14 protein-coding genes are annotated in these 13,100 nt (G+C 41.0%); 9 read left to right on the top strand and 5 right to left on the bottom strand.

Going from position 1 to position 13,100, the window contains the following annotated elements:
- The first annotated feature begins 9 nt into the window (after positions 1 to 9).
- Positions 10 to 1,860, top strand: coding sequence for a polysaccharide biosynthesis protein (locus ADF68_RS05000; protein ID WP_049548864.1), 1,851 nt, complete (start codon positions 10 to 12; stop codon positions 1,858 to 1,860).
- 109 nt (positions 1,861 to 1,969) lie between these two features.
- Here ADF68_RS05000 and ADF68_RS04995 read toward each other — a convergent pair whose 3' ends face one another.
- The 3 genes from ADF68_RS04995 to sdaAB are packed head-to-tail and all read right to left on the bottom strand — an operon-like array spanning position 1,970 to position 4,178.
- Positions 1,970 to 2,602 carry an HAD hydrolase-like protein gene (locus ADF68_RS04995; RefSeq protein WP_049548863.1) on the bottom strand — a complete coding sequence of 211 codons (633 nt, stop codon included), beginning with the start codon at positions 2,600 to 2,602 and terminating at the stop codon, positions 1,970 to 1,972.
- Positions 2,603 to 2,625: 23 nt separating this feature from the next.
- The gene (gene sdaAA / locus ADF68_RS04990; RefSeq protein WP_049548862.1) at positions 2,626 to 3,498 is read right to left on the bottom strand and encodes an L-serine ammonia-lyase, iron-sulfur-dependent, subunit alpha; all 873 of its coding nucleotides are present in this window, start codon (positions 3,496 to 3,498) and stop codon (positions 2,626 to 2,628) included.
- Positions 3,499 to 3,506: 8 nt separating this feature from the next.
- A complete protein-coding gene (sdaAB, locus tag ADF68_RS04985) occupies positions 3,507 to 4,178 on the bottom strand; it encodes an L-serine ammonia-lyase, iron-sulfur-dependent subunit beta (RefSeq protein ID WP_001191178.1) in 672 nt (223 codons plus the stop codon).
- Positions 4,179 to 4,419: 241 nt separating this feature from the next.
- Here sdaAB and ADF68_RS04980 point away from each other — a divergent pair, with 241 nt between their 5' ends.
- Entirely contained in the window at positions 4,420 to 5,028 is a 609-nt protein-coding gene (locus ADF68_RS04980) for a LysM peptidoglycan-binding domain-containing protein (RefSeq protein ID WP_049548861.1), read from the top strand.
- Positions 5,029 to 5,079: 51 nt separating this feature from the next.
- Here ADF68_RS04980 and ADF68_RS04975 read toward each other — a convergent pair whose 3' ends face one another.
- Entirely contained in the window at positions 5,080 to 5,943 is an 864-nt protein-coding gene (locus tag ADF68_RS04975; RefSeq protein ID WP_049548860.1) for a helix-turn-helix domain-containing protein, read from the bottom strand.
- An 889-nt stretch (positions 5,944 to 6,832) separates the two neighbouring features.
- Here ADF68_RS04975 and ADF68_RS11410 point away from each other — a divergent pair.
- Entirely contained in the window at positions 6,833 to 7,048 is a 216-nt protein-coding gene (locus tag ADF68_RS11410) for a hypothetical protein (RefSeq protein ID WP_080979380.1), read from the top strand.
- Positions 7,049 to 7,226: 178 nt separating this feature from the next.
- On the opposite strand, the gene ADF68_RS04970 is transcribed toward ADF68_RS11410, so the two are convergent.
- On the bottom strand, positions 7,227 to 8,030 hold the full coding sequence (locus ADF68_RS04970; RefSeq protein WP_049548859.1) for a hypothetical protein: 804 nt from the start codon (positions 8,028 to 8,030) through the stop codon (positions 7,227 to 7,229).
- 306 nt (positions 8,031 to 8,336) lie between these two features.
- Between ADF68_RS04970 and mnmA the strand changes: the two genes are divergently transcribed.
- The 6 genes from mnmA to ADF68_RS11580 all read left to right on the top strand — a co-directional run bounded on the left by mnmA (position 8,337) and on the right by ADF68_RS11580 (position 13,087).
- Positions 8,337 to 9,458 carry a tRNA 2-thiouridine(34) synthase MnmA gene (mnmA, locus tag ADF68_RS04965; RefSeq protein WP_049548858.1) on the top strand — a complete coding sequence of 374 codons (1,122 nt, stop codon included), beginning with the start codon at positions 8,337 to 8,339 and terminating at the stop codon, positions 9,456 to 9,458.
- 21 nt (positions 9,459 to 9,479) lie between these two features.
- A complete protein-coding gene (locus ADF68_RS04960) occupies positions 9,480 to 9,911 on the top strand; it encodes an SseB family protein (protein ID WP_049548857.1) in 432 nt (143 codons plus the stop codon).
- A gap of 150 nt (positions 9,912 to 10,061) precedes the next feature.
- On the top strand, positions 10,062 to 10,517 hold the full coding sequence (locus ADF68_RS04955; protein ID WP_049548856.1) for an NUDIX hydrolase: 456 nt from the start codon (positions 10,062 to 10,064) through the stop codon (positions 10,515 to 10,517).
- Between the two features lie 8 nt (positions 10,518 to 10,525).
- Positions 10,526 to 10,957, top strand: coding sequence for an NUDIX hydrolase (locus ADF68_RS04950; protein ID WP_049548855.1), 432 nt, complete (start codon positions 10,526 to 10,528; stop codon positions 10,955 to 10,957).
- Complete coding sequence (gene mnmG, locus ADF68_RS04945) at positions 10,947 to 12,863, top strand: tRNA uridine-5-carboxymethylaminomethyl(34) synthesis enzyme MnmG (protein WP_049548854.1); 1,917 nt, start codon at positions 10,947 to 10,949, stop codon at positions 12,861 to 12,863. Before ADF68_RS04950 ends, mnmG begins: the two co-directional genes overlap by 11 nt.
- Positions 12,864 to 12,952: 89 nt before the next feature.
- Positions 12,953 to 13,087 (top strand): hypothetical protein, encoded by a 135-nt coding sequence (locus ADF68_RS11580; protein ID WP_261674327.1) that lies wholly within the window; start codon positions 12,953 to 12,955, stop codon positions 13,085 to 13,087.
- Positions 13,088 to 13,100: the final 13 nt, after the last annotated feature.

The following is a 13,100-nucleotide window of genomic DNA, read 5'->3' as shown; positions in this document are numbered from 1 at the left end:
ACCATTCACATGAATAAAAAAATGACAGATTATGTAATTGATCTGGTTGAAGTGTTAAATAAACAACAAAAACAAGTCTTTTGGGGGGTTTTTGATGCTGCCAGCATGATTTCCTCAATCATTGTTTCTTACATCTTGTTTTATGGATTGATCAATCCAGCTCCTGTGGACTATGTCATCTATACTAGCTTGACCTTCCTTTTCTATCAAATCATGATTGGATTTTGGGGGTTGAATGCTAGTATCAGCCGTTACAGCAAGATTACGGATTTTATGAAAATCTTTTTTGGCGTGACTGCGAGCAGTGTCTTGTCATATAGTATCTGCTATGCCTTCTTGCCACTTTTTTCAATCCGTTTCATCATTCTCTTTATCTTGTTGAGTACCTTTTTGATTTTATTGCCACGGATTACTTGGCAGTTAATCTACTCTAGACGCAAAAAAGGCAGTGGTGATGGAGAACACCGCCGTACTTTCTTGATTGGTGCTGGTGATGGTGGTGCTCTCTTTATGGATAGTTACCAACATCCAACCAGTGATTTGGAACTTGTCGGTATTTTAGATAAGGATGCTAAGAAAAAGGGTCAAAAACTTGGTGGAATCCCTGTTTTAGGCTCTTATGATAGTCTGCCTGAATTAGCCAAACGTCATCAAATCGAACGTGTTATCGTTGCGATTCCGTCTCTTGACCCGTCAGAATATGAGCGTATCTTGCAGATGTGTAATAAGCTGGGTGTCAAGTGTTACAAGATGCCTAAGGTTGAAACCGTTGTTCAGGGACTTCACCAAGCAGGTGGAGGATTCCAGAAAATTGATATCACAGACCTTTTGGGTCGTCAGGAAATTCGTCTTGACGAATCGCGTCTGGGCGCAGAACTGACAGGTAAGACCATATTAGTCACAGGGGCTGGTGGTTCAATCGGTTCTGAAATCTGTCGCCAAGTTAGTCGCTTCAATCCTGAACGCATCGTCTTGCTCGGTCATGGGGAAAACTCAATCTACCTTGTTTATCATGAGCTGATTCGTAAGTTCCAAGGGATTGATTATGTGCCAGTTATCGCAGACATTCAAGACTATGACCGTTTGTTGCAAGTCTTTGAGCAGTACAAGCCAGCTATTGTTTATCATGCGGCTGCTCACAAGCATGTTCCTATGATGGAGCGCAATCCAAAAGAAGCCTTCAAAAATAATATCCGTGGAACTTACAATGTTGCTAAGGCTGTTGATGAAGCCAAAGTACCTAAGATGGTTATGATTTCGACAGATAAGGCGGTTAATCCCCCCAATGTTATGGGAGCAACCAAGCGCGTGGCTGAGTTGATTGTCACTGGCTTTAACCAACGTAGCCAATCTACCTACTGTGCAGTTCGGTTTGGGAATGTTCTTGGTAGCCGTGGTAGTGTGATTCCAGTCTTTGAACGTCAGATTGCTGAAGGTGGGCCTGTAACGGTGACAGACTTCCGCATGACTCGTTACTTTATGACCATTCCAGAAGCTAGCCGTTTGGTTATCCATGCTGGTGCCTACGCCAAAGATGGGGAAGTCTTTATCCTTGATATGGGCAAACCAGTCAAAATTTATGACTTAGCCAAGAAAATGGTGCTTCTAAGTGGACACACTGAGAGCGAAATTCCAATCGTTGAAGTTGGAATCCGTCCAGGTGAAAAACTCTACGAAGAACTCTTGGTATCAACCGAGCTTGTTGATAACCAAGTTATGGATAAGATTTTCGTTGGTAAGGTTAATGTCATGCCTCTAGAAGCCATCGATCAAAAAATTGAAGAGTTCCGAACTCTCAGTGGAGATGAATTGAAGCAAGCCATTATCGCCTTTGCTAATCAAACAACCCACGTTGAATAAAAAAGAAAAACGCATATTATCAGGTCTTGAAGAGCCTTGGTAATATGCGTTTTGTTATGTAGAAGCTTGCCTCATTTTCTTCTGGAATGGAGTCGTTGCCCAGTCTATGTTATTGAAAATACTCCAAAACTTCTAAGGGTTTGTGGGCGATATAATCAGGTTGATAGTTTAGCAAGTCTGCTTGCTCTCCAAATCCCCAAGTGACGGCCAATTTCTGAATGCCAGTTTCTTGAGCTCCCAGCATATCAAACTTGGTATCACCGATGATGATGGCTTGTTCAGGTGCTAGTTGATGTGCCTGCAAGGCTTGGCGAATGACATCTGCTTTATGTGGAGTTTCAGGGCTGGAACCATAAATGCCATCAAAGAAATGATAGATTCCAAAGTTTTTAGTCATATCCTGAGCGGTTGGGGTGTTTTTTGTCGTGGTGATATAAAGAGGAAACTGTTTAGCTAGTTCTACCAGTAAATCTTTGATATGAGGATAAAGCTGAGCTTCGTAAACACCCTTTTCTTTATAGTAGGAGCGATAAAGCTGGATAGCTTGCTCAATCTGCTCAGTTGGTAAGCAGGTGGCAAAGCTGGTTTCTAGCGGAGGCCCCATAAAACCACGAATAGTCTTGGCATCAGGGCTTGTCACTCCCAGTTGATCAAAGGTATAGGTGAAACCATTGTGAATGCCGATAGAACTGTCCACGAGCGTTCCATCTAAATCGAAAAAAATAGCGGAAATTGATGACATATACTCTCCTAGTTATTTTGAAATTATTCGCCGAAGATTTCTTTTTGGAGGCGACGACCAGTAGGTGTGGCAGCGAGTCCCCCTTCAGCAGTTTCACGAAAGGCAGTTGGTAAGCTAGATCCTACTTGATACATGGCGTCAATGACCTCATCAACTGGAATTTTGGATTCAATACCAGCCAGAGCCATATCGGCTGCGATGAAGGCGAAGCTTGCTCCCATGGCATTCCGCTTGACACAAGGAACTTCAACCAAACCTGCAACGGGGTCACAGATTAGGCCGAGCATGTTTTTGATAACGAAGGCGATAGCCTGGCTCGCTTGATAAGGTGTTCCACCTGCAGCTAGAGTTAGGGCAGCGGCACTCATGGCTGAAGCTGAACCGACTTCGGCCTGGCAGCCACCTTCGGCTCCCGAGATAGAAGCGTTGTTAGCAATCACGAGTCCAAAAGCACCTGCAGCGAATAAGAAGTCTAGTTGTTGTTCATGAGTTAGATTGAGTTTTTGAATAGCAGATGTGAGAACTGCGGGAAGACAACCTGCGCTACCTGCGGTCGGTGTCGCACAAACAAGACCCATCTTGGCATTGTGTTCATTAACGGCGATAGCGTTACGGGCGGCAGACAAGACAGTGAAGTCTGATAGGGTCTTTCCTTTTTTGATGTAGTGATCTAGTTTGGCAGCGTCACCACCTGTCAAACCGCTACGAGATTTATTCTCATTGAGTCCAAGTTCAACGGAAGCTTTCATGACTTCAAGGTTGCGCTCCATGAGAAGGATGACTTCTTCGCGTTCACGACCGGTTAGCTCAAACTCGGTCGTAATCATGAGTTCAGCAACATTGCCTTGAAAATCAATTTCGGCTTGTTTGACTAATTCTTTGATAGAGTAAAACATATTTTCTCCTATTGAAAGAAATTGACATTGTGCAGATGAGGAATTTTGCGAATTTCTTCGATAGATTCATCACAGTTGCGACTATCAACTTCGATAATCATAATGGCTTTCTCGCCAGCTTTTTCGCGAGTTACATTCATCTGAGCGATATTGATGTCAAAGCGAGAGAGGGCCTCTGTTACGTGAGCAATCATACCTGGAACATCCTGATGAACGATGATGATGGTAGGAGTGTTCATGTTGAGGGATACTGCAAAACCATTGAGCTCTGTCACTTGGATATTACCACCCCCGATTGAAATTCCTGTTACACTGATGGTTTTGTGCTCATTCTTAACAGTGATTTTCGTAGTGTTTGGGTGAGGGGCATTACTGTCTTTCTGGATAGTCCATACTATTTTGATGCCACGCTTGTGGGCGATTTCTAAACTATTTGGAATTTCTGGATCGTCTGTATCCATGCCCAAAATACCAGCAACAAGGGCTAGGTCTGTCCCGTGACCACGATAGGTCTTGGCAAATGAGTTAAATAGTTGGAATTCGACTTCTGTCGGAGTATCATCAAAAATGGAAGAGACAATCTTCCCAATACGAACAGCTCCTGCCGTGTGACTACTAGATGGGCCAATCATGACTGGCCCAATAATATCAAAGACAGATTGAAAACGAAGTGATTGCATCTGTTTCCCCTTAAAAAGATTCTTAACTCTATTATATCAAAGATTAGATGCAAGCGCTCAATTCCATGATAAAATATCTAAAAACCCCATAAAGCCTCTAAAATCAAGCCTTTTGTAACAAAAAGAGGCTATTTAAGTGAAATAAAACATAGTCTTGTAACATTTCTACATAAAACCGTCAAGAAATAGTAATAATAGTAGGGTATGATGGAAATATAAGAAAGAAGGAGAATCTTTTAATATGAAATCAACAACTAACAAAATTAAAACAGGACTTGTAGGAGTAGCAGCAGCACTTGCTTTCCTTGCACCATCACTTGCTTTTGCACAAGAAACAACAACTTACACAGTAAAATCAGGTGACACTCTATCAGGAATCGCTGAAAAATACAATACAACTGTTGAAAAATTGGCAGAAAAAAATAAGATTAAAGATATTCATTTGATCTATGTAGACCAAGTATTGGTTATTGATGGTGAAGCACCAGCAACTGCAACTACTTCAGCTGCGCCAGCAGAAGCTCCAGTAGCAGCACCTGCAGCTTCTGAAGCAACAACTTATGAAGCGCCAGCAGCAAGCGTAACTGTAGCAGAAGAAACTTCAGCATCAACTTCAACCGTCAGCGGATCTGAAGCAGAAGCTAAAGAATGGATCGCTCAAAAAGAATCAGGTGGTAGCTACACAGCTACAAACGGACGTTACATCGGACGTTACCAATTGACAGATTCATACTTGAACGGTGACTACTCAGCTGAAAACCAAGAACGTGTAGCAGATGCTTACGTTGCAGGACGTTACGGTTCATGGGCAGCTGCTAAGAACTTCTGGCTTAACAACGGTTGGTACTAAGAACTAACTAGCAGAATAAGATGCAAAAGTCGAGGGATTTCCTCGACTTTTTTATATTTCCTTTGCTTGATAACAGGTCTCTACTTCCTTTTTGAGGTGAGATAGCATTGAGGTTTCATTAGTTAACTCCAGAAGGGAGAAGCCCTTTTGAATAAGATGATCATTACTAGTACAAATACCTATTCGAACATAAGTGATTGCCAAAATATCGTATCTTTTCTTTTTCTTGGCATCCTCTAGTAAGGTGTAACAGATTTGTTGACAGGTATTTTTATCTTGATTGTACAAGTAAATGGTGGACAGATTGAGTAGGATTGTCATTCGTAATTCATATAAATGTCGATAGTTTTTATATTCTTCCAAGCGCTGCAAGATTTGTTCAGTGATGAGGTGGAGGTGTTCGATGGGAAAGCTAAAAAGTATGGTATTGAGGATTTTTAGGTCACCTTCATACCATGTATCTTGTTTTTCAATTTTTTCCCAAAGCTTTTTGACCGTTTGTTCCACTTGGATTGAAAGCTGTCCTGTTCCATGTTGACGGATATAAATAACAACTTCCAGCATATCTCTGATTTCCTCTATAGGGAGATCGTGATGGACCTTGAGATAGTCTTGGCATGTTTCAAATAAGTTGACTAGACTACTGGTACCAAAGATGGAACTCGTATTGAGATAGGTTTGCATGATTTCTGTTCGCTGGCTTGGCTGATAGAGATGGCAGATGTATTCAAACTCTTCAAAACTCATATTGATTTGACGGAGAAGAAACTCCATGTTTTCATATTTGGGAGTTGCCTTGCCACTTTCAAACTTGGAAAGGCTGGTTCTTGAAAGGCTATTTCCACAGACCTCTTCTTGTGTCAATCCTTTTGACTCACGTATGTCTTTATATACTTTCCCGAAATCATAGCGCATGATTTCCTCCTTTTCGTGAAAAAAGTTAACAGTAAATAGAATTCTATTAAATATATTGTATCATAAGAATATAGAAAGTAAATAAGAGGTATCATGTAGCTAGAAAATAATAGATTGGAGGTTGTTTCAATGCGTAAAAATAAAGATCTATTTCGGGTAATCATTGTCTTTGTGGCAGGGGTTATTTTGATTCTAGCAACCCCAGTGTTATTTAGAGTTGTTATAGAACTACTGTCAAAATAAAATCTGCATTGGTTAGATTCATTAGGATTTAAAATCATTACATGAGAGCTTCTGGATAAATTTAATTTGCTGTAAGATTTGCTTATTTCATCAATTGCTTTTAGTTAGAATCCTGATTTTTCATTTACCATATTTATATTCACAGAAGTTCTAATCAAGACATTAAAGTGGATATCATGAGAAGAAAATAAGAAAGGTGATTTTATCTATAGTAGGTAGAATCTAAAAAATAAATTATGATTCATTTAAAATTTTATATCAAATCCGTTCTTTGTTCATTGGTATTTTTTATCCTTTTAATTCTTTTTATTAAAAATATATATTACCCTGCTCTAAAGATAACTATTGAAGTTATTATGACGTTTTCGATAGGTAGTCTTTGTTATGCCATTTTTTGTAAAACAAATCGTGCTGCTTTTCTGCCAATTTCGGTTGTTTTATTTTTGCTGACTCTTTATTTGATGGGAGCATAGTGTTTTAGCAGGAACTTTTTCAGTTTGCATTTTTCGCTTGGAGAAATTATAACGATTGAAATTTTAGTGGCTTTAAGTGGAGTAAATTTATTGTTAAGATTTTTCAAAAAAAGAGAAGTCAATAGATTTGCTAGAGGATTATTAAGACGAAAGGTAAAATTGGGATAGTTAAAATGAAACATTTTTTTGCAGGAATTGGTGAAAGTCATTTTTTGTCATTTTTATTATATCTAAGCATGTCTACTAGTCCAATTATTGGACTAGTGATTGGACATACTGAAATAAATCCAATAAATTCTATTATTATAGCTCTCAGTACGATATGGGCATTAATTTTGATATTATCAAGGGTGTATAGAAAATATTTTTATAGAGACGAAGATGACTAAAGTTTTTATCAATAATTGGCTCCATAATATCTATAGGGAATTTACCTACTACAAATATCATAGAGCCCTAAAAAAGAGCCGTTTAAGGCTCTTTTTGTGTGTTTACATTTGATGAGAGATCATTATAAACATTGGTGTTGAGGACTTACAAGTTTATGGGATTTCGCCATCTAGATTATTAGTTAGACGAATTGGTTGTATCGCTATTAGACTCTGATTGAGAACCTGAAGAATCAGCAGTTTGACCTCCTGTATTAGCGCCATTATCTCCTCCACTGCTAGCACTATCAGTTGAGTATTGGTCCGTTGCAGGTGCTTGGGAATTAGATATTCTTCCATTTGTTTCTGGATAGCTTTGAATATAGCTACTATCTTCTGAACGGCTGGCTTCCAGTCCGGCATCTCTAGTAGTCGTTTCTGTTTGGGTAGTTTTTTCTTCTTCTTTTTTGGTCAAGACTTCAACTTGTTTTTGGAATTTAGAGATTAGTTCTTGAATTGGTTTTATCTTTTCTTCAAGAGCAGCTTGGTCGCTGGCAGAATTAATGTTTTTAATGATGTCTATTATTTTTTGCAAGGAAGTGATGTCTGTCTCAAGTGTTTGTTTATCTTGAAACTGGCTATCAGAATCCTTTATATCTAATTTCAAAGCTTTTTCACTATAATGATTTGTGACTTTATCGGTAGTAGAAGCGAGAAAGTCTGCTAATGTCTTTTTGCCTTCATCAGTAGTTAGTTTTAATTCTTGAATTTTTTTCCAATCTTCTATAATGGTTTCAGAATCAATATTGAAGTCTTTAATGGCGTTTTTTACTTGTTCGACATCTTGTTGATTTTTTTGTTGTTTGATGAGAGCAACGTTCCCTCTCTCTGCTTGGATTTTTTCTTGATGGAGGACTAAGCCTGTCAAAAGTCCAATACCTGCAATAAGTGTAATAATAAAAATAGTATTTTTTGATTTTAGAATATCTTTGTAGTTGTTCACATTAGTCCTACGCACATGGGATGATGGTGTATATATGGAATCATGTGCGCATTCCTCCTTATTAAAGTATATCATTTTTAGTTGATTTTAAAAATAAGTTTTTAAAGAGAATAGAGATTTAGGGATGAATTGATTTCTTTTGTATCCTATCTTCATGTATTTATAAAAGAGGTGGCTAGGTTTGTCAGCATCTTCCTTGTCTTCTCTATCTAAGCATGTTATAATGAAAACTGCTCAAACGACCTTCAATCGTGATAGCAAACACGACCTTCAATCGTGAATAAACGAATAGATGGGAGAACTACCATGAGTGATAACTCTAAAATACGTGTTGTCGTGGGGATGAGTGGTGGTGTTGATTCGTCGGTGACGGCTCTCTTGCTCAAGGAGCAGGGCTACGATGTGATCGGTATCTTCATGAAGAACTGGGATGACACAGATGAAAACGGCGTCTGTACGGCGACCGAAGATTACAAGGATGTGGCTGCAGTGGCAGACCAACTTGGCATTCCTTACTACTCTGTCAATTTTGAAAAAGAGTACTGGGACCGCGTTTTTGAGTACTTCCTAGCGGAATACCGTGCAGGACGCACACCAAATCCAGACGTTATGTGTAACAAGGAAATCAAGTTTAAGGCCTTTTTGGACTATGCCATGACCTTGGGAGCAGACTATGTAGCGACTGGGCACTATGCCCGTGTGTCGCGTGATGAGGATGGCATTGTTCACATGCTTCGTGGCGTGGACAATGGCAAGGATCAGACCTATTTCCTCAGCCAACTTTCACAAGAACAATTACAAAAGACCATGTTCCCATTGGGACATTTGGAAAAGCCTGAAGTTCGCAGACTGGCAGAAGAAGCAGGCCTTGCGACTGCTAAGAAGAAAGATTCGACAGGGATTTGCTTTATCGGAGAAAAGAACTTTAAAGAATTTCTCAGCAACTACTTACCAGCTCAACCTGGGCGTATGATGACTGTGGATGGACGCGATATGGGTGAGCATGCTGGTCTAATGTACTATACGATCGGTCAGCGTGGCGGGCTCGGTATCGGTGGGCAACACGGCGGTGATAATGCTCCTTGGTTTGTTGTCGGCAAAGATTTGAGCCAGAACATTCTCTATGTAGGTCAAGGTTTTTACCATGATTCGCTTATGTCAACTAGCTTAGAAGCCAGTCAGGTCCACTTTACTCGTGATATGCCAGAGGAATTTACGCTAGAATGCACAGCTAAATTCCGCTACCGTCAGCCTGACTCCAAGGTGACTGTTCATGTCAAAGGAGACAAGGCAGAAGTCATCTTTGCGGAGCCACAGCGAGCCATTACACCAGGACAGGCAGTTGTCTTTTACGACGGTGAAGAGTGTCTCGGTGGTGGTTTGATTGATAATGCTTACCGTGATGGCAAGGTTTGTCAGTACATTTAAGAGTTTCTAAGAGGAATGAGAATGTTTCAGTTTTTTAAGAAAAAAACGGCTAAAAAAGAGAAGTCAATGACTCTCTCGGACTATAAAAAAGAGTATTTGAGGGAGAAAACGACAGAGTCGATAGAGGCCTTGTTTAAGGAATTGAAGCAAGCTAGAGTCTGGGTTCCCTTCAATCCTTATCTGATGGGTGAGAGTGACGAACAAGAAGGTGCTCGCCTAAAACCGGATATTCTGCAAAAGGGAGATGACTACTTTTATCCTTGCTTCTTAGAAATTCAGGACATCCCCAAGGACTATTATGACCGATTTTCTTGGTTGCAATTGCCTCTTACGGACTGTTTGTTTGCTGCGGAAGGGATGGAGAGTCTTCCTGTGAGAGGGATTGTTCTGGATGCCTTTTCTGACCCAGTTGAGATTGACAAAGGAGCTTTTGAAGCAATTCGCCAATCATAGTACATTTAGATTGACAAATTTTCTCAATTTGCTACAATAATAAAAGCAATAGAAATGATGGTCAAAGCTCATGGATGTTGCAGGCTTTTTTGTCCTGCACTTCTTTGGAGTTTTGACTGTTTTTGTGTCGTTTAGAGGAAAGGAAAAAAGATGATTCAACAAGACTTTCGGACAAAAGTAGAACATACGGTTTTTGGAGTTCGGGCGACAGCCTTGATTGTCCAAAATCACAAGCTTCTAGTTACCCAAGACAAGGGCAAGTATTACACTATTGGTGGTGCGATTCAAGTCAATGAGAGAACGGAAGACGCGGTAGTGCGTGAAGTGAGGGAAGAACTGGGTGTCAAAGCTCAAGCTGGGCAACTAGCTTTTGTAGTTGAAAATCGTTTTGAACAAGACGGTGTCTATTATCACAATATCGAGTTTCATTATCTGGTGGACTTACTTGAGGATGCACCGTTGACCATGCAGGAAGATGAAAAAACGCAGCCCTGTGAGTGGATTGATTTGGATAAACTCCAGAATATCCAGCTGGTTCCAGCCTTTTTAAAAACAGCTTTGCCAGCTTGGAACGGCCAACTAAGACACATTCATCTTGAAGAATAGGAAAGAAAATGATGGTTAAGCTTATTGCCCATGTGCTTGTTCATAGTGGTGGTGATTATTTGCTCATTCAGCGTTCGGAAATTAAAAGAGGACAACCCAACGTTTATCCAACTTACTGGGATATTCCTGGTGGCGGGGTTGAAAAGGGTGAACTTCCGCGAGATGGAGCTCTTAGAGAATGTGTTGAAGAAGCGGGAGTTAGGCTAGACAGCAGTTCGCTCAAACTTCTTCACGAAGATAGTCAACTGGATACCACTAAGGATACTGTCTTTACTCGCTTAGTTTATAAAGCAGAGTGGGTTGGGGAGAAGCCAATTATCAGATTAGATCCTGAAGAGCATACGCACTTTAAATGGGTTACTATGGCTCAAGCTCTAGAGGAGGAGAAGTTAGTTCCTTATTTACGAGAAATTTTTGAAAGGTTAAGAAATGACTTATAATTTTACTGAAGAATACGATATTATAGTTATCGGTGCGGGACACGCTGGGGTAGAAGCATCTCTAGCAGCTAGCCGTATGGGCTGCAAGGTCTTGCTTGCGACCATCAACATTGAAATGTTGGCTTTCATGCCATGTAATCCCTCTATCGGTGGTTCTGCCAAGGGAATTGTTGTGCGTGAAGTCGACGCTCTCGGTGGAGAAATGGCTAAGACCATTGACAAGACTTATATCCAGATGAAGATGCTTAACACTGGGAAAGGTCCAGCAGTTCGAGCTCTTCGTGCGCAGGCTGACAAGGAGCTTTACTCTAAGGAAATGCGCAAAACGGTTGAAAATCAAGAAAATCTCACTCTTCGCCAGACCATGATTGATGAGATTTTAGTAGAAGATGGCAAGGTTGTCGGTGTGCGTACAGCGACCCATCAAGAGTACGCTGCCAAGGCCGTTATCGTGACGACAGGGACAGCCCTCCGTGGGGAAATCATCATCGGAGACCTCAAGTACTCGTCAGGTCCTAACCACAGCCTAGCTTCTATTAACCTTGCTGACAATCTCAAGGAACTGGGGCTCGAAATCGGTCGTTTCAAGACAGGGACGCCTCCACGTGTCAAGGCTTCCTCTATCAACTACGATGTGACAGAGATTCAGCCAGGAGACGAAGCGCCAAATCACTTCTCATACACTTCACGTGATGAGGACTATGTCAAGGACCAAGTGCCATGCTGGTTGACCTATACCAATGGTACCAGCCATGAGATTATCCAAAACAACCTCCACCGTGCGCCTATGTTTACAGGTGTGGTCAAGGGAGTAGGGCCTCGTTACTGTCCGTCAATCGAGGACAAGATTGTGCGCTTTGCAGACAAGGAACGCCACCAACTCTTCCTTGAGCCAGAAGGGCGCAATACAGAGGAAGTCTATGTGCAAGGCCTCTCAACCAGTCTGCCTGAGGATGTCCAGCGTGAGCTGGTGCATTCTATCAAAGGTTTGGAAAATGCAGAAATGATGCGAACTGGTTATGCCATTGAGTATGATATGGTCTTACCACACCAGTTGCGTGCGACTCTGGAAACCAAGAAAATCTCAGGGCTTTTCACAGCTGGCCAGACAAATGGTACATCTGGTTACGAAGAGGCAGCAGGCCAAGGGATTATCGCAGGTATCAATGCGGCTCTGAAAATCCAAGGTAAGCCTGAGTTAATTTTGAAGCGCAGTGACGGTTATATCGGGGTTATGATTGATGACTTGGTGACCAAGGGAACCATTGAACCTTACCGTCTCTTGACCAGTCGTGCTGAATATCGCCTCATTCTCCGTCATGATAATGCCGATATGCGCTTGACTGAGATGGGACGCGAGATTGGTCTTGTAGATGATGAACGTTGGGCTCGTTTTGAAATTAAGAAAAATCAATTTGACAATGAGATGAAGCGTTTGGATAGCATCAAACTCAAGCCAGTCGAGGAAACCAATGCTAAGGTTGAAGCAATGGGCTTCAAACCATTGACAGATGCAGTCACTGCCAAGGAGTTCCTCCGTCGTCCAGAAGTCTCTTACCAAGATGTGGTAGCCTTTATTGGACCTGCTGCTGAAGAGTTAGATGACAAGATTATCGAATTGATTGAAACAGAAATCAAGTACGAAGGCTACATCTCAAAAGCCATGGATCAGGTTGCCAAGATGAAACGCATGGAAGAAAAACGTATTCCAGCCAACATCGACTGGGATGACATTGATTCCATCGCGACTGAGGCTCGCCAGAAGTTCAAACTCATCAATCCGGAAACTATCGGTCAAGCTAGTCGTATTTCTGGGGTTAACCCAGCAGATATCTCCATTCTTATGGTGTATCTGGAAGGTAAAAATCGAAGCATTTCAAAAAATTTAGAAAAAAAGGCTGACTAAAGATAAAGTGCTGAATTCTCTTTTGGGAATTCAGCTTTTTTGATAGAATCGTCCTCCATTTTCGAATAAAGAGAAAAGGAGGAATGACCATGCTGACGGTAGAAGAAAAAAATTTTTTAGACCACTATAAAAATGCTTCCTATCATCGTTTTTATGAGATTGAACGCTTCGCTAGTCTCTGTCAAAAGTTAGACAAATGGCCACCACAGGCTGACAAGATTTAGACTTTTTGATATA

Source organism: Streptococcus pseudopneumoniae, from assembly GCF_001068775.1.
In the GTDB taxonomy this organism is placed as follows: domain Bacteria; phylum Bacillota; class Bacilli; order Lactobacillales; family Streptococcaceae; genus Streptococcus; species Streptococcus pseudopneumoniae_N.
Note: the sequence above shows the minus strand (reverse complement) of the source record. Positions and strands in the feature narration are given on the sequence as shown.

What these genes read in the sequence shown, in the direction of transcription:
- ADF68_RS05000 (WP_049548864.1), top strand. Translation starts at nt 10, where the DNA reads ATGAATAAAAAAATGACAGATTATGTAATTGATCTGGTTGAAGTGTTA.
- ADF68_RS04995 (WP_049548863.1), bottom strand. Translation starts at nt 2,602, where the DNA reads ATGTCATCAATTTCCGCTATTTTTTTCGATTTAGATGGAACGCTCGTG.
- sdaAA (WP_049548862.1), bottom strand. Translation starts at nt 3,498, where the DNA reads ATGTTTTACTCTATCAAAGAATTAGTCAAACAAGCCGAAATTGATTTT.
- sdaAB (WP_001191178.1), bottom strand. Translation starts at nt 4,178, where the DNA reads ATGCAATCACTTCGTTTTCAATCTGTCTTTGATATTATTGGGCCAGTC.
- ADF68_RS04980 (WP_049548861.1), top strand. Translation starts at nt 4,420, where the DNA reads ATGAAATCAACAACTAACAAAATTAAAACAGGACTTGTAGGAGTAGCA.
- ADF68_RS04975 (WP_049548860.1), bottom strand. Translation starts at nt 5,943, where the DNA reads ATGCGCTATGATTTCGGGAAAGTATATAAAGACATACGTGAGTCAAAA.
- ADF68_RS11410 (WP_080979380.1), top strand. Translation starts at nt 6,833, where the DNA reads ATGAAACATTTTTTTGCAGGAATTGGTGAAAGTCATTTTTTGTCATTT.
- mnmA (WP_049548858.1), top strand. Translation starts at nt 8,337, where the DNA reads ATGAGTGATAACTCTAAAATACGTGTTGTCGTGGGGATGAGTGGTGGT.
- ADF68_RS04960 (WP_049548857.1), top strand. Translation starts at nt 9,480, where the DNA reads ATGTTTCAGTTTTTTAAGAAAAAAACGGCTAAAAAAGAGAAGTCAATG.
- ADF68_RS04955 (WP_049548856.1), top strand. Translation starts at nt 10,062, where the DNA reads ATGATTCAACAAGACTTTCGGACAAAAGTAGAACATACGGTTTTTGGA.
- ADF68_RS04950 (WP_049548855.1), top strand. Translation starts at nt 10,526, where the DNA reads ATGATGGTTAAGCTTATTGCCCATGTGCTTGTTCATAGTGGTGGTGAT.
- mnmG (WP_049548854.1), top strand. Translation starts at nt 10,947, where the DNA reads ATGACTTATAATTTTACTGAAGAATACGATATTATAGTTATCGGTGCG.
- ADF68_RS11580 (WP_261674327.1), top strand. Translation starts at nt 12,953, where the DNA reads ATGCTGACGGTAGAAGAAAAAAATTTTTTAGACCACTATAAAAATGCT.